Source organism: Kiloniella antarctica (assembly GCF_042682825.1).
Classification (GTDB): Bacteria; Pseudomonadota; Alphaproteobacteria; order Kiloniellales; family Kiloniellaceae; genus Kiloniella; species Kiloniella antarctica.
Window position 1 is genome coordinate 1,043,156 of sequence record NZ_JBHUII010000004.1, and the last position, 20,128, is coordinate 1,063,283.

Sequence of the window (20,128 nt, forward strand, 5' to 3'; positions counted from 1 at the left end):
AAAGCTTAATAAAAGAGGAAGTTCGTATTTATAGAAAAATCTGGTAAAAAAACATCATATTCTTTGATATTCTGTGTCTCTTTGACCTTACCCATTAAGGCCACAATACCTTCGCATACTAATCAATGTGGCTTAACAACGCACCGCCGATTACACACCAAGTAAAACGGGCCACTGAACAGCTATTGAGTGGCCCGTGATCAAAGTAAAAAATCTATGACGCCCTTAAGCCTTCGATGAAGTTATCTACTTCTGTACGAAGAGTTTCCGACTGCAAGGAAAGCTCACTAGCCGCCTCAAGTACTTCACCAGATGATACGCCAGTTTGATTTGCAGCTTCTTGAACGGAGACAATGTTTGTTGAAACCTGCTGTGTACCTGCCGCAGCTTCTTGCACATTTCTCGAAATCTCTTGTGTCGCACTATTTTGCTGGTCAATTGCAGCAGAAATTGACGTCGAATTAGCACTAATACTTTTAATAATCTCAGCAATACCTTCGATGGATTTTACAGTTCCATCTGTCGCAGTTTGCATTTGATTAACCTGTGCCGAGATTTCCTCGGTAGCTTTCGCCGTTTGATTGGCAAGAGATTTCACTTCGCTCGCAACAACAGCAAAACCCTTACCGGATTCACCCGCACGCGCGGCCTCAATCGTTGCATTCAAAGCAAGTAAATTGGTTTGCTCCGCAATATCAGAAATCAACCCAACAACTTGGCCAATTTTTTGTGCTGCATCAGCAAGTCCTCTCACGTCTTCATTCGCGACATCTGCATCGCTCACTGCTTTTTGAGCAATATTTGTAGATTCTTCAATCTGTCGACTAATCTCATTAATAGAGGCTGACAGCTCTTCTGTTGCTGCCGCGACGGTTTGAACATTTGACGATGCATCTTCAGAGGCTGACCTTACAGTATTTGATTGTGAGTTGGCTTCCTCTGCGGTGGCAGACATAGATTGAGCTGTATGCTGCAACTCGGTCGCAGCAGATGAAACAGTGCCAATAATTGTACCAACAGATGATTCAAAACGATCAGCCATGTCTTTCGTTTGTTGGCGCTTTTCCTCTTCAGCTCGTTTTTCAAGCTCAACTTTTTCCTCAGCCATACGTTCAACGGCAATCGCGTTATCTTTAAAGATCTGTACAGCAACGGCCATGTCTCCGACTTCATCCTTTTGACCAACAGAAGGAATCGTCACGTTTAAATCACCATTTGCCAGTTTGTTCATTACTCCTGTCATCCGGTTAACAGGACCCGCAATTATACGGCCGGTTAAAAGCGCAAGAACAACTCCCACAATCAGAGCCGCAATGGAGACCACGACTGTAATAAGAACAGTCAGATCCATAGATTCTATTGCCCGAGGTCCCAATTCATCTTGCAGCGCCTTGTTCTCTAACTTCAGATTTTCCGTTTCTTCCGCAAGCCTCGGACCAATAACATCGAGACTATTGCTGATAATCTCATTTCGGCTACTGATAATATCGACAGTCTTCTTAAAAGTGGTAAGGTATTCTTTGGCAAACGCTGAAACCTCTGTTGCCAACTTCCTACGTGTAGGGTTTTGAAGCTCACTAAGCATTTCTTCCGAAAAAGAGCCAAAATCAATAAGTTCCTGTATCGATCTATTTGCGCTAGCCTCCGTATTATCAACGAGATAGCGTGTAGCATACAATCTGGCTAACAGTAAGTGGCGAAGCGTGTTTCCTGCTAAATAACTAGCTGCAGCATCCCCGTCCTCATAAGCACTTACCATGATTTGAGTCAGCTCTTTTTCAGCCAGCGGTCCAATTCTATTCATAGTCTCAACAACGTCATTTCGCTGTAACACCAGGGCTCTCACAGCTTCAAATGATTTTTGATACACTCGTATCTCTTCAGCCTGTTTTTTTAACAATTCAACGGCTTCAGGACGTTCAAATAATTGTCCTGATTCTTCAACTAACTGAGCTGTTATTTCTATTCTTTCAGAGACCTTTGCCGCAGATTCTTCGCTATTGGTTTTGATGTAATCTTTTGCAAATAAACGAGCCGTCAGCAAATTTGCCTGAATACGCCCCATTTGGTTTGTTTGTATGGCGTATGATCTATATTCCTTAAAGTGTTTTTCCGCCTCAGTTATTCCATTAAAAGATATGAAACCGACTATAATAAGGAGCAGTAATACCAAGCTTGAACCAAGTCCGATTTTCTTACCAATTTTTAAATTTGTAATAAAATTACCCGACTTCTCTGCAGATCTTTTCTCACCAGCACTATGGCTGTTAATTTCTTTGATATTACGCGCCTCGTCTATCAAGGCGCCTTTATTATTTTGCAATTCCATCAATCTTCCTTAACGAATCCCCAATCGGCTGCATACTATAGCATGCAGAAATTTTAATAATTCGTTAAAGGGTAAAACAGTTTATTTTCGATCCCAATCAAGTTCGAAATTAAAATGTCATACTAATTTTTCTTATAAATCAATTCATTAAACTTCGGGAACGACTTTACCTGGGTTTAATAATCCCTTCGGATCTAACGCCGTTTTAATCGTGCGCATCAGCGCTACTGCGCCTTCGCCGTGCTCACGTACAAGGTATTTTTTCTTCCCCAAGCCCACACCATGCTCACCAGTACAGGTTCCGCCAAAGCCAATTGCCATTTCTACCATTGTAGCATTCACCTCTGCGGCTTGGTCCATCTCCTCTTCGTTTTCGGGGTCGACAATAAAGAGAACATGAAAATTACCATCACCAACATGGCCAACCATAGGAGCAATTAATCCTGACGCATCAATTAAACGGCGGGTTTCTAGAATGCATTCCGCCAATTTGGATACGGGAACACACACATCCGTCGGCCACCCCTGACAATCCGTTCGTAAATTGATACCCGCATAATATGCATCATGTCTGGCCTGCCAAAGCTTGGTGCGGTCTTCTTGTCTGGTTGCCCACTGGAAGTCTCCACCGCCATAATCAGCCACGATTTCACCGACCCTCTCAGCCTGTTCCTTTACACTGGCTTCCGTACCATGAAATTCAAAGAACAGAGTCGGAGCAACGGCATAATTGAGTTTAGAATACTTATTAACCGCATCCATCTGCACATCATCCAGTAATTCGATCCGTGCCACTGGGATACCAGATTGCACAATTAGCATTACCGAATTAACCGCGGCCTCCAGATCACCAAAAGAACACACAGCTGAAGAGATTGCTTCGGGGATACCATAGAGTTTTAACTGTAGCTCTGTAATGATGCCCAAGGTTCCTTCTGAGCCAACAAACATTCTTGTCAAATCATACCCTGCTGAAGATTTTCGAGCACGCCCTCCGGTGTGAACAATTTCTCCATCTGCCATCACTACGGTAAGCCCCAGAACATTATCTCGCATCGTACCGTAGCGGACAGCATTGGTTCCCGAGGCTCGTGTTGCCGCCATCCCACCAAGAGAGGCATCGGCCCCTGGATCAATTGGAAAAAATAAACCTGTATCACGCAGGTACTGGTTTATCTGTTTTCTTGTCACCCCGGCCTGCACCCGGCAGTCCAGATCTTCATCATTAACCGCAATGATTTCAGCCATTTCAGATAAATCGATGCAAAGCCCACCAGCAATAGCGGCCACGTGCCCCTCCAAAGACGTCCCTGTACCAAACGGTACGACAGGACAATCATGCTCATGGCAAAGGCGCATAATTGCAGAGACTTCCTCAGTAGTGCGTACAAAGGCCACAGCCTCTGGCGCCATAATTGGATGATGAGATTCACCCTGCCCATGCCGATCACAAATAGCAGCTGAAAAGTTAAGGCGACTGCCTAATAGCTCAAGAAGCAAGGCCTTTAACGTACTATTAAGCCGCGTCGTATTTCTCATTTTCTCACCGTCATTTCGAAGAAGTAATCTTAGGTAATATTTTAAGGAAGCGTCCCACGTATTTCAAAATAACCCCGTTCAAACAAACGCATCACAGTTTAAACAAAGACATGGGCCGTAAGGGGCTTTGATGACATTAACCTAGCATGCAGAGTAAATTCCTGCCAATAAGGAACCTTGGAATTATTGTGTGAGGTTGTTTTTAGAATTTTTCTTACGGGAAATTTTTAGTGACATTTTTGAACTCATACTTTTAGCCACCATTATTACCCCATATTCTTTACCCCCTATTCTTTACCCCCTATTCATCAGGAAAAAACATTGCGAGAGACTGATCTATACCCCCCAATAAAGGCGTACCTTGAAAATCAAGGATACGAGGTAAAGTCAGAAATCAAAGACTGCGATGTCATTGCCATCAGAGGAGATGAGCAACCCGTTATCGTCGAACTTAAAACCAGTTTTAATTTAACCTTACTTTTTCAAGGCATTGATCGCCAGAGTATATCCGAAGAAGTATATCTGGCCTTTGCTGTTCCCAGTAAATTAAAGAAGACAAATCCTTGGTTTCGCTACAAACGTGACATCATCAAGCTTTGTCGCCGCTTGGGTCTAGGATTAATTACGGTTCGATTTACAGAAGAAACTCCAATAGATATCCAAATCCATCAAGATCCAGGTCCCTATATCCCCCGCAAAAACTCTCGAAGACAGCGGCTTCTCCTAAAGGAGTTCGAACGCAGGGTCGGTGACCCCAACCAAGGTGGTATAAACAAACGTGCCATCATTACAGCTTATCGCCAAGACGCACTCCGTTGCGCCGCTTACATTCACAGCCACACCCAAGCCACGGTTTCAGATATTCGCAACAACACTGGGGTCGAAAAATCATCTACGATTTTGCAAAAAGACTATTACGGTTGGTACCAGCGGATCAATAGAGGTGTTTACACGCTCACCCCCAAGGGTGAAGAAGCTTTGATCACCTTTTCCGATACTCTGACTACCCTTAAAGATCCGGTAAAAAATTTGAAAAAAAAGATATCACAGGGTAAAATGGCTAAAGAAAAAAAAGCAACTCCCTGATCGATATTTTGGTCTAAAAAAACAGCCCTTACCTATGATCAGAGTCTTAGGACATAGACCTGCCTCATTTGGCATATAGATAAGTAAAACTATGCGATATCTATTCAAATCTATAAAGACTCTAAAAATTCTGTTCTTAGCTGTCTTATTGTTACTTTTGGGCCCCGGATTTATTGTGTTTTCAGGCGAAATTGATCTTTCGACACCATGGAGCAAAGCAAATCATGACCGAATTGGCACGGCTCCTGATCCTGCAACAAACTCTGAAGCCATCGTTCAAGTGTATGGCGCCAGAACCTTTAGCTGGCGCGGGGCTTTTGCTGTCCATACATGGATCGCCATCAAACCCCAGAACGCAACGTCTTACACACGACTTGAAGTCATTGGCTGGCGCAAAAGACGCGGACTTCCCGTAATTTCGATCACCAATGATTGGCCCGATCGTAATTGGTTTGGATCTAAACCGGAAATATATTCCGAAATCAGAGGCCCCGAAGCTCAAACACTAATTCCACAAATCATTGAGGCCGCGAACTCTTATCCTTATCCGGAAAAATATGAAGCTTGGCCCGGACCTAATTCAAATACATTCACAGCACATGTTTTACGGCATGTGCCTGCAATGAAAGTTGACCTCCCCCCGACCGCGATTGGGAAAGACTATCTGGATGAAAGCAATAATTTTGTTGCCACTGCGCCCAGCAACACTGGTGTGCAATTCTCTCTTTACGGCGTGTTAGGAGCCATCCTATCCAAATCAGAAGGTTTAGAAATCAATATCTTGGGTTTAAATTTCGGATTGGATCCGGACAATCTTGCCCTAAGGTTACCAGGTATCGGTAAAATTGGCTTTATCCGTGATACAATAGAAGCAACGGATTGACTCAGCGCAACCAGCAGGCTAGTCCAAATGAAGAATAGAGCATTGACCTAAAAACAGTGACATTGCTACAAACGGCAAGAATGAAAACCAAAGGCAAAACTTAGACATTATGAGTATTTGGGGAAAAATTTTTGGCGGAGCCGCTGGCTTTGCTCTCGGTGGCCCTATTGGCGCTTTTTTAGGTGCCATGGCCGGGCATGCTGTCGATAAAATGACATCAGAGCCCGAAGAAGGCCAAGACAGCACCAAACAAATCACCTTTACCATCGGAGTCATCGTTCTCGGCGCAAAAATGGCCAAGGCTGATGGCGTTGTCACAAAAGACGAAGTTGCTGCTTTCAAACAAGTTTTTCGAATTCCTCCGGATGAGATGAAGAATGTTGGCCGCCTATTTGATCGTGCACGACAAGACGCCGAAGGCTTTGAGCCTTACGCACACCAAATTGGGCGTACTTTCAAAGATAATCCCGCTGTTCTCGAAGAATTGCTGAACGGCCTGTTCCACATTGCCAAGGCCGATGGAACCGTTTCTTCTGAAGAAATTATTTACCTGCAACGCGTTGCTGAAATTTTTGGGTTCAGCGAATTGCAGTGGGATCGTTTACACGCATCAAACATTGGATCTGATAAATGTGATCCTTACCGTATCCTCGGCGTTCAATCGAGTGATACGGATAAAGTCATTAAAGCAGCACACCGCAAGCTTGTTATCGAGAATCATCCAGACAAATTGGTCGCCCAAGGCATGCCACAAGAATTTGTCGACCTCGCCAACGAGAAGCTCGCAGCGATTAATGTTGCTTATGACCAAATCAAACAACTTAGAAGTTAAGAATAAAAATCAAAATGGCCCCTCCTTCACACCTTGTCGCGCTTAATAGCGCCGGACTGCGCTTTGGTACGAAAACTTTATTTCAGGATCTCTCTTTTGGACTGGCGCGGGGCGAAAAAGCATGCCTCGTCGGTCGTAATGGTACCGGAAAATCAACCCTGCTCAAGATCATGGCCGGACAACAAGAACTAGACGAAGGCCAGCGCTTTTTACAACCCGGCATTAAAGTCGCGTACCTGCCACAAGATCCTGTTTTTGATCAGGACGAAACGGTATTCGAGCATGTAAAAGCAGGTTTAAGACCAGAAGCTAGTGAATCGGACTACCTTGTTGATGCGATGCTCCTTCACGTAAATTTACCCGGTGACCGCCTTTTAACAGGATTATCCGGTGGTGAAGGCAGGCGTGCAGCACTCGCCCGCGCACTCATTAGCGACCCTGAAGTCTTATTGATGGATGAGCCAACAAACCACTTGGACCTCCCAACCATCCAATGGCTAGAGGAAGAGCTCGGAAAATTCCGTGGTGCCTTGATGGTAATCAGCCACGACAGGGCCTTTCTCAATCACCTCACGCGCCAAACTTTTTGGCTCGATCGCGGTAAAATCAATCGTCTCGGCAAAGGTTTCGAACATTATGAAGCCTGGGCCGACGAAATGCGCCAGAACGAAGAGCAAGAGCTTCATCGCCTTAAACGAAAAATTGTACGCGAAGAACATTGGTTACAGCGCGGCGTAACTGGCCGTCGCAAACGTAACATGGGTCGCTTGCGCAACTTACAAGATCTACGCCAAAAACGTCAGGAGTGGATGAAAGCTCCAGGCACAGCCAAGCTTCAAATTGATACTTTGGATACAGGTGGTGACAAGGTCATCACAGCCGAGAATATCAGTAAGTCGTACCCTCTCAAAGATGGCGGCACCCGTGAAATCATCAAAGACTTCAGTACCAAAGTGAAGCGTGGGGACCGTATTGGCCTTGTTGGTCCTAATGGTGCAGGTAAATCTACAGTGGTTAAAATGCTGTTGGGTAAGATTCAACCTGATAGTGGCAGTGTCAAACTTGGAACCAATTTGACGACGCTTTATTTCGATCAAAAACGTGAAGACCTCGACCCCAACAGTACGCTATGGGAGGCAATGTCGCCCGGTGGCGGTGATTCCATTATGGTTCGGGGACAACAAAAGCACGTTGTCAGTTACCTTAAAGACTTTTTATTCGACGAAGGTCAGGTTCGCCAACCTATATACACCCTATCAGGGGGCGAAAAAAATCGCCTTTTGTTAGCCCGTATGTTTGCCCAAGCCAGTAATCTTTTGGTTCTCGATGAGCCAACTAACGATCTAGACATGGATACGTTGGATTTACTGGTCGAGGTTTTGGATGAATACGATGGCACCTTATTGCTGGTAAGCCACGATCGTGACTTCCTCGACCGCCTTGCAACTGCTATCTATGCTGTTGAAGGAGACGGGTCTGTCGTTGAATATGCGGGAGGCTATAGTGATTATCGTAATCAAAAAGCTCTCGGCGTTGATTCCGAAGGCCAACCGCTCCTAGATACAAGTACCATTAAACCTAATAAAAAAGAGAACCTATCGAGTTCAAAACCTTCAAAATCAGTTGGGAAACTAAGTTACAAAGAGCAACGCGAGTTAGACTCGCTCCCCAAGATGATGGAAAAACTGAACGAAGAAGCAACAAAACTCGAAGCAGAAATGGCTGACCCACAGCTTTACAGCACAAATCCTGAACGTTTCCAAAAAGCAACAGAACTGTTTGGAAAAGCTCATGATGATCTTGCTTTAGCAGAAGAGCGCTGGCTTCAACTCGAAGAAAAACAAGAGAGTCTAAAGTCTGGCAATGCTTAAGAACATCAGTCGGTAACGATAACTATGGAACAAGTAGATTGCATCGTCATTGGTGCTGGTGTGGTCGGTATGGCTTGCGCCAGAGCTCTTGCAATGTCTGGCCGCGAAGTCATCGTTATTGAAAAAGAAGCCATGCCGGGCACAGAAATTTCAGCACGAAATAGCGGCGTCATTCACGCAGGCATCTATTACCCCACAGCAAGCTTGAAAGCAGAGCTTTGCCTTCGTGGGAAAGAACTACTTTACCCTTATTGCGTAGACCATGCTGTCCCACACAAAAAATGCGGTAAGCTCATCGTCGCGACTTCCAAAGAAGAAGAACCAGCCTTGGAGCGTATCAGGCTTCTGGCTCACGCTAATGGTGTTGAGGATCTCTCCTACCTCACCTCAGAAGAAGCCCAAGAGCGCGAACCAGATCTTAAGATTACAAAAGCCCTGTTTTCTCCTTCCACAGGCATCGTCGATGTCCATAATTTAATTTTGGCATTCCAAGGCGACCTCGAGAATCACGGCGGTATGATTGCGCTCAATACACCGGTGCTTAACGGTGAAATTACAGATCGCGGAATCATTCTAACGACCGGAGGAGAAAGCCCTATGACGCTCTGCGCTAATACGGTCATAAATGCTGCAGGGCTAGGCGCAATAGGACTGACACAAAAATTAAAGGGCTTTCCTGATACTCTTATCCCTCGACTGTACTATGCCAAGGGAAACTATTTTAGTTTAAACGGTAAATCACCGTTCCAACATTTGATTTATCCAGTACCAGAGGCTGCCGGCCTCGGGGTGCATGTGACTTTAGATCTCGACGGGCAAGTCAGGTTTGGCCCCGACGTAGAATGGACACAAGAGCTTGCGTATGAAGTCGACCCCACGCGGGCAACTCCTTTTTATGAAGCTATACGTCGCTATTGGCCCGCTCTGGAAGATGGTGCATTAACCTCCGATTATTCAGGCATCCGTCCCAAACTTCAGGCCCCCGGCGAAACGGCTGTAGATTTCGTCATCCAAGATCATCATACCCATGGCGTTACCGGATTGATTAACCTTTTTGGTATCGAATCTCCCGGCTTGACGTCTTCCATGGCAATCGCAGAACGGGTTCTTTCTATCAAGAATTAAATCAGGTGCTCGCGTCAAGACAGGCGTGAACAGTCCCAATCCTGGTCGCGCCAGATAATCTCTCTCAGACCTCATCCAAGAGGTATCTGTAAAAAAGTCATGCTTCATAGTAAAAAAATGAAAAATAAATACTTTTAATTTGGCATGTATTTTTCTCATAACAGCATACCTTTCGCACACAGTACAACTACACGTTACTAACTATTACCAGTAGTTAGACCTTCTCTCCCTTGTTCTTCAAACTGGAATTTGTCATAGTTAAATGAGTTTTTCTCATGGAAAGAACAATGCTTCGACGCCTCCCTCCCCTTAACGCCTTAAAAGCGTTTGAAACAGCCGCTCGACACCTTAGCTTCACAGAGGCGGCGGAAGAGTTACATGTCACGCAGGGAGCAATCAGCCGGCAGATCAAGACTCTGGAAGATCACTATCAAATACAGCTTTTCCAACGACGACACCGCGGTCTGGAATTAACAGAATCTGGGCAAAAGTTATTACCCGTTCTCAGCGAAGTGTTTGATCGCATCCAAAGTGTTTCAGAGGAACTTACGGGCTACAGTCAAGACTTAACAATCAAGGTCCTGCCTTCATTTGCCGTCAGATGGCTCATTCCTCGGTTATCAAAATTTCAGGAATTAGAACCAGATATAAATGTAAGACTAACCACCGCTTGGCACACTGTGGATTTTGACAAAGAGAATTATGATGCAGGAATTCTACACAGCCATCACTTAGTTCCAGGTTTGCACAGCACAATCATTACGAACGAATGGATGACACCAGTTTGTTCACCTGAGCTTTTGAATAAGCTACCCAAACCACACAATCCAAATGACCTCAAACATCTAACTCTTCTTTTTTGCGGAAGCGGCTGCCTGGAGTGGGCGCAATGGTGTATGGAAGTAGGCACGACGGAAGTTGACTCAAGTGTCGGTCAATCATTTGACACAACAGACAACGCACTTCAAGCTGCGGTGAGTGGCTTTGGTATTGCCATGGGAGACATTTCAATGATTGAAAGCGATCTTAATACTGGCCGACTGCACATGCCGTTTCCAGAATATGCCACTCTTGTTGGTCACTACCACCTTGTCTGCCCAAAGAGTAAAGCCAACAAACCCGCCCTAAAGAAATTCAGGAACTGGTTGCTCGCTGAATCAGCCGAAATCACAGCAAACACACTGATGCTAAAAGAGCTGGAAGAACGATATGCAAATCAACCGTAAATTCCAATCTCCCAACTATGGTATCCGACCAAAGGAAAAAAAAATTGATACCCTTCTGCTTCATTACACCGGGATGAAATCCGGGCAAGAGGCCCTTGATCGTCTCTGTGATGACCAATCTCAAGTCAGCGCACATTATCTCGTAGAAGAAGATGGGTGTGTTTTCCAAATGGTCGATGAAGAAAACCGGGCTTGGCACGCTGGCTTGGCGTCTTGGCAGGGCGAAAGCGATATTAACAGCTGTTCCATTGGCATTGAAATCGTTAACCCTGGTCACGAATGGGGGTATCGCAACTTCTCAGAACCCCAAATGCGAGCTCTAATCGAGCTTTGTAAAGAAATCCTAAATAGGCACCCTATCCCACCTCAAAGAGTTCTTGCTCATTCTGATGTCGCCCCGGAACGCAAAGAAGATCCCGGCGAATTGTTTGATTGGGGGCGCCTCCAAAACGCTAATATTGGCCTCTATACAAATAATATTTCAAGTCAGAGTGATATCCACAAAGACAATTTTTTACAAAAACTTAGCGCGTATGGATATTTTCTAGACCTACTATCTCCAGAACATCCCGCATCGATTGCTGCTATAATTGCCTTTCAACGTCACTTTCGCCCCGACAAGCTAGATGGGGTTATTGACCAAGAATGTTGCGAGATATTGAGCAATTTACATTCCCAACTTGACGCCCAGAACAATCCGACCTAACTGTACCCCGTCAGACGGTCCGACAGGCTGCTCTTTTTGGCAGGTTCGCCTGAACCGAAAAGGGAGGAAAGTCCGGGCTCCACGGGAATACGGTGCCGGGTAACGCCCGGCGGGGGCGACCCTAGGGAAAGTGCCACAGAAAGCAAACCACCTGTAGGTTGTAACTCTATAAGGGTTTCAATAGGCAGGTAAGGGTGAAAGGGTGTGGTAAGAGCGCACCGCGCGGCCAGAAATGGAAGCGGCATGGTAAACCCCACCGGGAGCAAAACTAAATAGGGTCGGCAGGTTCACAAGGCTTCGGTTTTGAGGGATCAGGTGCTTTTCCGCATCGTCGACCGGGTCAGTTGCGAGAGGTGTCCAGCGATGGGCATCCCAGATGAATAGCCTTCCGTTGTCAAAAGGCTTTGGCTTTGCGACAAGCGACAAAACCCGGCTTATGACCGTCTGACACTTTAATTAAACAATCATTTCGTTCCTGATATCGAGTCTATACGTCTTCGATAGAAATAAATATCAGCATCATTCAACTCATTGCCTCAGAAAAAACTTAAAATCTTCATCGCTTCGGGTTGTTTAAGGACCTGAATAACAAGATGATTTGTCATTGAATATGCCTTGAAAAATAAGCAATTAACGATGTTTTAACCATACAATCACAACGTGCCAAACCATTGACACCCACCAGATCCCATGCTATCCCATAAAATCCCATTTGTGACCTAAAATCATCCATTTTGGACCAAATCGGGAACAAGCCGGATTAAGATTGCAGCGGTGTGGTCTTTCCAGACCAATGTTGGTCAATTTATTTTGAGGCGAATTCAAGTGACCTTTTTTATAGGTACATTCGAAAACAAGGTAGACAAGAAGGGCCGCGTTTCGGTTCCGGCTACCTTTCGCCAAATGTTATCTGACCAACCCTTCCAAGGTATTGTTATTTTCCGGTCCTACCGTGCTGATGCTTTAGAAGCTGCGGGTATGGACTTCATGCGCCGCCTCCACAATAGCATGAGTTCGAGCCTCGACCTCTTTTCTGATGAGCACGATGATCTTGCAACTGCCATTCTTGCAGATTCTCATCAGTTGTCCTTTGATGGCGATGGCCGCATTCTTTTACCACCCGCATTGATCGCCCATGCCCAAATCACCGATCGCGCTGCTTTTGTTGGCAAAGGTGATATATTTCAAGTCTGGAATCCTGTGTCCCTGGAAGAAAAGAAGCAGGAAGCCAGAGACAGAGCGAAAGCGAAGAAACTCACTATTTCTTTATCGGATGCATCTACCCCTCGCGGCAGTCGTGAAGGAGAAAATGGGTGATGAATTTTTTTCATCTTTTCTCCGCGCCTCAACCATGTTTAGCCCCGGTTGACAAAACATCATCAGATCAAGAACCATCAAAGAATTTTAATGCCCAGCAGGACGGCCATTACTCCGTCATGCTGTCAGAGATCATAACAGCTCTGGCCCCGAAAGACGGAGAAATTTTCGTTGATGGTACCTTTGGCGCAGGCGGTTATAGCCGTGCCATTGCCCAACAAGCCGATTGTAAAATTTACGGCATCGACCGTGACCCAACTGCACACGAAAGTGCTAAGGAGCTTCCAGAGGTCAAGGCCGGAAAGATCACAACTCTTTCAGGATGTTTCGGAGATATGGAACACCTGTTGTCAGAAGTTGGCACGACCAAGGTTGACGGTATCACTCTCGATCTCGGTGTTTCTTCCATGCAGCTTGATCAAGCAGAGCGTGGCTTCTCATTCCAAAATGATGGTCCCCTCGACATGCGCATGGATGGTCCGAATTCCGATTTGCGCCAACCTGCCTCACACGTGGTCAATACCTATGGTGAGAAAGAAATTGCCGATATTCTTTACAAGTACGGCGAAGAAAAAAAATCACGGTTGATTGCGAGAGCAATCGTTACTGATCGCGTTGAGAAACCTTTTGAGACCACATTACACCTCTCAGAGCTCATTCGTCGAATTATTAGAACCAAGCCTCGTAAAGATGGCAAAACAATTCACCCTGCAACACGTTCATTCCAAGCTCTTCGTATTTATGTGAATGACGAGTTGGGTGAATTGGAACGTGGGTTAATCGCAGCCGAAAAACTGCTTAATCCTGGTGGCCGTCTCGCGATTGTATCTTTTCATTCTCTTGAAGACCGGATCGTTAAAAACTTTTTACGCGAACGCAGTGGGGGGATGTCGCTGGGCTCCCGTCATTCTCCGACGGTTGAGCCCGCGGCGTTGCGTAAACACCCCTTCACACTTCCGACGAAAAAAGCACTCGCTCCATCCGACAGCGAATGCCATGAAAACGCGCGATCCCGTTCGGCCAAGCTTCGTGTTGCGATCAGAACTGACACGCCCTATGAAGCGGGAGGACAAAAGTGAAAAATTTCGTCCTTACGCTTTGGATCGTTGTTGGTGCAGCTTGTGCCATTGTTCTTTTTCAGGTCAAACACGAAGTCACGGACCTTGAAGATCAATTGGCCTCTGTTGAACGTAAGATCAAAAGCGACAAACAAGCCATCCGTATTCTTCAGGCAGAATGGAGCTATCTCAACCGCCCGGAACGTCTCGCCAGATTATCAAGCCAGTATCTTGATTTAAAACCTCTGCATCCATCTCAAATTATTACTGTACAGAACATCCCCACACTTGACAGGGAATTAGAGGGCGGAACAGATATTAAGTTGCCAGGCGCCGCGACCAACGCGAGTGTGGAGGCAAGCCAATGAGTGACTGGCGCGAAGATAACAAACAAGGTCGCCTGACCAATTTAGCAAGTCCAAGAGCTCCAAAGGCCGTTATTACGCTGGATGGGCGCGTTCGCCATGCCCTTGAAGTGGGACGCACACGTCTGATTGTGGCTGGCACTTTAATGGCCATCGCTTTCGCTATCATCTCGATCAGACTGGTTGACCTCACCCTATTACAGGGGCCAAAAAATAGTAACAAGACAACACAAATCATCGACGAAGCCCCCCCGGTTCAAACTGTAAGAGCCGATATTGTCGACCGGAACGGCATCGTTCTCGCTACAACCTTACCCACGGCGTCACTCTATGCAGAACCGCTAAAAGTACCAAACCCAGAAACAACGGCTCGATTACTCGCCGACATTCTGCCTGAGATTTCACAAGACAAACTACTAAAAAAACTTACATCTGGTCGCGGGTTTATCTGGATCAAACGCAACTTAACCCCACGCCAACAATATGCCGTGAATAGCCTTGGTATTCCTGGCCTGAACTTTGAAACAGAACAACGTCGTTTTTATCCTCACGGCAAACTCGGGGCCCACGTTATCGGCTTCACTAACGTTGACAACAAGGGTTTGGCCGGGATTGAGCAGTCCTTTGATAAAGCCTTAAGAGAAAAGCCTGAACCTGTAGAACTTAGCATCGATCTTCGTATTCAACATATTTTGAATGAAGAGATGTCCCGGTCTATGAAAGAGTTCAATGCCATTGGCGCAGCAGGCGTTGTCATCGATGTCGATTCTGGCGAGATCATCTCATCAGTTTCTCTTCCAAGCTTTGACCCTGGAAACCCAGGCACTGCCACTGATGATTCCCGTTTCAATCGTGCGACCCTTGGCATTTACGAAATGGGATCTACCTTTAAGATCTTAACATCTGCGATGGCTTTGGATGAAGGGGTTGCCTCTATTTACGATGGTTACGACGTCAGTAAACCTATTCGTGTTTCCCGGTTTACCATTAATGATTACAAGCCTTTAAAGCGTTGGTTATCTGTTCCAGAAATTCTGATTTACTCAAGTAATATTGGCACGGTCCAGATGGCACTAGAAGTCGGAACCGAGGGCCAAAGAAAATACCTCTCCAATTTTGGATTGTTACGCTCGGCTTCAGTTGAAATCAGCGAAGTTGGTACCCCGCTTGTTCCGTCGCCTTGGCGGGAAATCAATACCATGACAATTTCCTATGGTCACGGTATCGCAGTCAGCCCTCTACAATTGAGCTCCGCTATCTCAAGCGTTGTAAATGGCGGGAATTTAAAACCTGCCACTTTCATCAAACGCGCACCCGCAGATCTCCCCGTAGGGCGGCGCGTTATCAGTGAGAAAACCTCAGCATATATGCGGGATTTAATGAGACTGGTTGTCTTACACGGATCAGGCAGGAACGCGAACGCTCAGGGATATCTCGTCGGCGGAAAGACAGGTACTGCGGACAAACTAAGAAACGGACGCTATGTGAAGAATTCACGCGTCTCATCTTTTGTCGCGGCCTTCCCCATGAACAACCCCCGTTATGTGGTTTACGTAATGGTCGATGAGCCTAAAGGCACGAAGAAAACATTTGGATTTGCGACAGGCGGTTGGGTTGCAGCTCCCGTTGTTAAACGCGTCGTCGAACGTATGGCCCCCTTACTTGGAATTGAGCCTGTGCATATCGAAGATGCAGATATAGGTGGCAATACTATTTTGAAAAAAGCCAAGGCCCGCATGGAAGGACGAAAGATTGCGGCTAGATGATTTGCTGTCACAGTTACCAGAAAACTATCGCCCCATTGAAAACCATGGCAACGGGGATATAACAGGCCTGTCTCTCGATAGTCGGAAAATCAAACCGGGTTACCTTTTTGCAGCACTCCCGCCCTCAACCGATAGCGGCCTTGATGGTTGTGACTTTATATCACAAGCTTTGAAAGCAGGTGCTGGCGCTCTTCTCGTCCCAGCAGGAAAAGACATTTCAGATTGTGAACCGCAGGTTCCCGTAATCACGAGTCCTAATCCGCGACAAGTCATCGCCCTTATGGCCGCAGCTTTTAGTGCACAACAACCTGAAAATTTAGTCGCAATTACAGGCACAAACGGTAAAACCTCTGTTGCAACCTTCACCCGTCAAATTTGGGAAAAACTGGGACATAAAGCAGCCAGCCTCGGAACACTTGGTCTTTACCCGCCTCAACCAAACGCGCCTGCAGCTCTGACAACACCTGATAGTATTGAACTCTTTACCTGTTTAAAGGGTTTGAGTGAACAAGACTTTACGCACCTCGCTCTTGAGGCTTCAAGCCACGGCTTGGATCAATACCGTCTTGATGGTTTAAAACCAAAGGCCGCCGCTTTTACCAACCTGTCACAAGACCATCTCGATTATCATAAAGATATGGAGAGCTACTTACAGGCTAAATTACGCTTGTTCGAAAACCTACTGCCAGAAGGTGGGACGGCTGTTCTCAACGCCGACATGCTGGAATTTGATCAAATCCGGAGCATCTGTGAAAAAAGAAAACACAAAATCATCAGCTACGGCCATAATATTTCAGATCTTCAAGTTGTCGAGCAACGTCCAACAACAGATGGCCAAGAGCTTAAGCTTTCTCTCTTTGGTAAAACCACTCATTTAAAATTAACCCTTACCGGAAGCTTTCAGGCGGGCAACATTATGGCTTCCGTTGGCCTTGCCCTCGGATGTGGTGCCAGTCTCCCGGCAATCGTCGATACATTACCAAAACTTTCCGGCGTTCCGGGTCGGGCAGAAAAAGTTGGCACATCAGCCAAAGGCGGAACCGTTTATGTTGACTTTGCCCACACACCGGATGCGGTGGAAGCAATCATCAACGCCCTGCGACCACATACTCGAAAAAAGCTATCAATAGTCGTTGGTTGTGGCGGGGATCGGGATCCAGGAAAACGCCCTCTTATGGGTGGCATAGCAGATAAATTAGCTGATCGCGCCTATATCACAGATGACAATCCTCGATCAGAAGATCCTGCCAGTATTCGTGCGCAGGCCATGTCCGCGGCCCCCAACGCGATCGAAGTTAACGACCGTCGCAAGGCCATATTTAAGGCTGTTTCGGACCTTAATGACGGAGATCTCCTTATTATTGCCGGAAAAGGTCACGAAAGCGGCCAAATTATCGGCGATAAAGTACTTCCATTTGATGATCGCGATGTAGCCCGAGAGGCAATCGCCGCGACCCTGCAAGAAGAAAACAGTGGGACAGATATTAAGAATGAGACGGGAGTAACGAATGGCACGTGAGGTTCTTTGGACAGCTCAAGAAGCAGCCGATGCCACAGGAGGCGAAAACACCTGTGATTGGCAAGCCACGGGCTTATCCCTCAACACAAGGAACCTGGAAAAAGGAGACCTTTTCTTTGCTTTGCAGGGACCAAATTTTGATGGTCATGATTATGTCGCAGATGCTTTTGAAAAAGGAGCATCTGTCGCTGTCGTTGAGCGCCGCCCAGAAAGATTGAGCGAGGATGTCTGCCTCCACATTGTTGACGATACTCTTGGCGCCTTAAATAGGTTTGGCGCGGCAGCCCGTGCCAATAGCACAGCCAAATTTATTGGCGTTACGGGCTCTGTCGGCAAAACCAGTATCAAAGAGATGCTACGCCACTGTTTAAGCAAACAAGAGGTTACCGCTGCCAGCGCCGCCAGCTTCAACAACCATTGGGGCGTTCCACTTAGTTTGGCACGCATGCCACGCAATGCAGTATACGCTGTAAATGAAGTCGGCATGAATAGCCCCGGTGAAATCAGGGAACTTTCAAAACTCGTCCGTCCTGATGTCGCGATTATCAGCACAATCGAAGCCGTTCACTTTGAGTTCTTCAAATCCATAGAAGAAATTGCGCAAGCGAAATGCGAAATATTTGAAGCAATGGACAACAGTGGTGTCGCAGTACTCAACAAAGACCATCCGCTTTTCGAATTAATGGCTGAGAGTGCAAAAGAAAATGGTGTGCAGAATATCATTGGTTTTGGCGAACACCCACAATCAGATGCAAGACTTATTGGCTATGAACTTTTCGCAGAATACAGCCGTGTACAAGCAGATATCAGTGGCTCAGTCGTAGACTATACGATCTCAAACCCAGGATTTCACTGGATACTCAACAGCTTGGCAGCCCTTGCCGCTATTCAAGCCATCGGAGCTGATGTTTCAAAAGCCGCTGCGGATCTAAGCACCCTGCACGGGCTGGCAGGTCGTGGAGAAAAAACGTTACTCGCCCTTGAAAATGGGGATAGTTTTGAACTTATCGACGATAGTTATAATGCAAGCCCGGTTTCAGTCCGCGCCGCTATTAACGTCCTGGCAAATGCAACACCACGCGAATCTGGGCGCCGGATTGTCGTTCTCGGCGATATGTTGGAACTTGGAAGTAAATCACGGAAAATACACGCTGATCTAGCTGGTCCCATAAATGTTTCAGGCATTGATCTCGTATTTACTTGCGGAGCACACATGGAAGCCCTACACGAAGCCCTGCCAGCTGAAATACGTGGCGTTCACAAAAAAAATTCAACCGAATTAGCCGCTATCATTGCTGACATCGTGCAGGCTAATGATGTTGTCTCCGTTAAAGGGTCATTGGGAAGTAGAATGTCCGTAATTATAGATCGCTTGAAAAATATTTCCGCAAAAAATAGTGGAGGACAGACATAATGTTGTTTGAAATTTTCCTTCCCCTTGCTGATGAATATTCAATTTTCAACGTCTTTAGATACATAACCTTCCGAAGTGGCGGCGCTGTTTTAACCGCATTGCTCATTTCCTTTATTTTTGGGCCCCGCATCATCCGTATGCTCAAAAACAAACAAGGTGAAGGTCAGCCTATCCGTGATGATGGCCCAGAAAGCCACCTTTTGACAAAAAAAGGCACCCCAACAATGGGGGGAGCTTTAATCCTGCTTGCATTATCAGTCTCAACTCTCCTTTGGGCAAATCTACACAACCCCTTTATCTGGATTACTCTCTTTGTCACTATTGGTTTTGGCCTAATTGGCTTTGGAGATGACTACTTAAAGCTTACAAAACGAAATACCAAAGGGCTCCCTGGTAAAGCAAAGCTCTTTACTCAGGTTCTAATTTCAGTTCTCGCGACCTGGGGAATTATGGCTGCAAGTCCAGACGGCATGAACACCCATCTCGCCATTCCATTCTTTAAAGACTTGATGGTTAACCTCGGTCTTTTTTATATTCCTTTCGCTGTTTTTGTTATGGTCGGCGCCTCCAATTCGGTCAACCTGACAGATGGCCTTGATGGCCTCGCCACTGTGCCTGTCATGATTGCCGGCGCATGCTTTGGCCTTATCACCTATCTGGTCGGGAACACCATTTTTGCCGAATACTTGCAAATATCTTATGTTCCAGGAACAGGAGAACTAACCGTTTTCTGTGGTGCTTTAGTTGGCGCATGCCTTGGTTTCCTTTGGTTTAATGCCCCACCAGCAATGGTCTTTATGGGAGATACTGGCTCATTAAGTCTCGGCGGCGCACTTGGTGCTATCGCCGTTATCACCAAACACGAAATTGTTCTGTCTATTATCGGCGGTCTTTTTGTTCTCGAAACAGTATCGGTCATTGTCCAAGTCGTTTCGTTCAAAACCACGGGCAAACGAGTGTTCCGAATGGCTCCTCTTCATCATCATTTTGAGAAAAAGGGGTGGGCCGAACCAACAGTTGTCATCCGATTTTGGATTATCTCCATGATTCTAGCCCTTATCGGCCTCGCAACACTTAAGTTGAGATAAGGAA

General features: G+C 46.2%; 16 protein-coding genes and 1 other RNA gene. 15 read left to right on the forward strand and 2 right to left on the reverse strand.

Features of this window, described 5'->3' with window-relative positions; translation table 11 throughout:
- Positions 1 to 214: 214 nt before the first annotated feature.
- Entirely contained in the window at positions 215 to 2,329 is a 2,115-nt protein-coding gene (locus ACFSKO_RS11890) for a methyl-accepting chemotaxis protein (RefSeq protein ID WP_380251790.1), read from the reverse strand.
- Positions 2,330 to 2,476: 147 nt separating this feature from the next.
- Positions 2,477 to 3,868, reverse strand: a complete 1,392-nt coding sequence (locus ACFSKO_RS11895; RefSeq protein ID WP_380251792.1) for an FAD-binding oxidoreductase — start codon at positions 3,866 to 3,868, stop codon at positions 2,477 to 2,479.
- A 321-nt stretch (positions 3,869 to 4,189) separates the two neighbouring features.
- Here ACFSKO_RS11895 and ACFSKO_RS11900 point away from each other — a divergent pair, with 321 nt between their 5' ends.
- From ACFSKO_RS11900 to mraY, 15 genes are all read left to right on the forward strand, one after another.
- Positions 4,190 to 4,954, forward strand: coding sequence for a DUF2161 domain-containing phosphodiesterase (locus tag ACFSKO_RS11900; RefSeq protein ID WP_380251794.1), 765 nt, complete (start codon positions 4,190 to 4,192; stop codon positions 4,952 to 4,954).
- Positions 4,955 to 5,129: 175 nt separating this feature from the next.
- The gene (locus ACFSKO_RS11905; protein WP_380251796.1) at positions 5,130 to 5,837 is read left to right on the forward strand and encodes a DUF3750 domain-containing protein; all 708 of its coding nucleotides are present in this window, start codon (positions 5,130 to 5,132) and stop codon (positions 5,835 to 5,837) included.
- A 109-nt stretch (positions 5,838 to 5,946) separates the two neighbouring features.
- Positions 5,947 to 6,669: a TerB family tellurite resistance protein gene (locus ACFSKO_RS11910; RefSeq protein WP_380251798.1), complete on the forward strand. Its 723-nt coding sequence runs from the start codon at positions 5,947 to 5,949 to the stop codon at positions 6,667 to 6,669.
- A gap of 14 nt (positions 6,670 to 6,683) precedes the next feature.
- Entirely contained in the window at positions 6,684 to 8,540 is a 1,857-nt protein-coding gene (locus ACFSKO_RS11915) for an ABC-F family ATP-binding cassette domain-containing protein (protein WP_380251800.1), read from the forward strand.
- 24 nt (positions 8,541 to 8,564) lie between these two features.
- A complete protein-coding gene (locus ACFSKO_RS11920; protein WP_380251802.1) occupies positions 8,565 to 9,665 on the forward strand; it encodes an NAD(P)/FAD-dependent oxidoreductase in 1,101 nt (366 codons plus the stop codon).
- Positions 9,666 to 9,952: 287 nt separating this feature from the next.
- Entirely contained in the window at positions 9,953 to 10,891 is a 939-nt protein-coding gene (gene gcvA, locus ACFSKO_RS11925) for a transcriptional regulator GcvA (protein ID WP_380251804.1), read from the forward strand.
- Complete coding sequence (locus ACFSKO_RS11930; RefSeq protein ID WP_380251806.1) at positions 10,875 to 11,597, forward strand: N-acetylmuramoyl-L-alanine amidase; 723 nt, start codon at positions 10,875 to 10,877, stop codon at positions 11,595 to 11,597. The genes gcvA and ACFSKO_RS11930 overlap by 17 nt, the downstream gene beginning before the upstream one ends.
- A 10-nt stretch (positions 11,598 to 11,607) precedes the next feature.
- Positions 11,608 to 12,049, forward strand: an RNA gene (rnpB, locus tag ACFSKO_RS11935) — RNase P RNA component class A.
- A 373-nt stretch (positions 12,050 to 12,422) separates the two neighbouring features.
- On the forward strand, positions 12,423 to 12,914 hold the full coding sequence (locus ACFSKO_RS11940) for a division/cell wall cluster transcriptional repressor MraZ (protein ID WP_380251808.1): 492 nt from the start codon (positions 12,423 to 12,425) through the stop codon (positions 12,912 to 12,914).
- Entirely contained in the window at positions 12,914 to 13,993 is a 1,080-nt protein-coding gene (gene rsmH, locus ACFSKO_RS11945) for a 16S rRNA (cytosine(1402)-N(4))-methyltransferase RsmH (protein WP_380251809.1), read from the forward strand. The genes ACFSKO_RS11940 and rsmH overlap by 1 nt, the downstream gene beginning before the upstream one ends.
- Positions 13,990 to 14,340: a cell division protein FtsL gene (gene ftsL, locus ACFSKO_RS11950; RefSeq protein ID WP_380251811.1), complete on the forward strand. Its 351-nt coding sequence runs from the start codon at positions 13,990 to 13,992 to the stop codon at positions 14,338 to 14,340. Before rsmH ends, ftsL begins: the two co-directional genes overlap by 4 nt.
- Positions 14,337 to 16,103, forward strand: coding sequence for a peptidoglycan D,D-transpeptidase FtsI family protein (locus ACFSKO_RS11955; RefSeq protein WP_380251813.1), 1,767 nt, complete (start codon positions 14,337 to 14,339; stop codon positions 16,101 to 16,103). Before ftsL ends, ACFSKO_RS11955 begins: the two co-directional genes overlap by 4 nt.
- Positions 16,090 to 17,622 carry a UDP-N-acetylmuramoyl-L-alanyl-D-glutamate--2,6-diaminopimelate ligase gene (locus ACFSKO_RS11960; RefSeq protein WP_380251815.1) on the forward strand — a complete coding sequence of 511 codons (1,533 nt, stop codon included), beginning with the start codon at positions 16,090 to 16,092 and terminating at the stop codon, positions 17,620 to 17,622. The genes ACFSKO_RS11955 and ACFSKO_RS11960 overlap by 14 nt, the downstream gene beginning before the upstream one ends.
- Positions 17,612 to 19,036: a UDP-N-acetylmuramoyl-tripeptide--D-alanyl-D-alanine ligase gene (locus ACFSKO_RS11965; RefSeq protein WP_380251817.1), complete on the forward strand. Its 1,425-nt coding sequence runs from the start codon at positions 17,612 to 17,614 to the stop codon at positions 19,034 to 19,036. Before ACFSKO_RS11960 ends, ACFSKO_RS11965 begins: the two co-directional genes overlap by 11 nt.
- The gene (gene mraY, locus ACFSKO_RS11970) at positions 19,036 to 20,124 is read left to right on the forward strand and encodes a phospho-N-acetylmuramoyl-pentapeptide-transferase (RefSeq protein ID WP_380251819.1); all 1,089 of its coding nucleotides are present in this window, start codon (positions 19,036 to 19,038) and stop codon (positions 20,122 to 20,124) included. Before ACFSKO_RS11965 ends, mraY begins: the two co-directional genes overlap by 1 nt.
- Positions 20,125 to 20,128 lie beyond the last annotated feature (4 nt).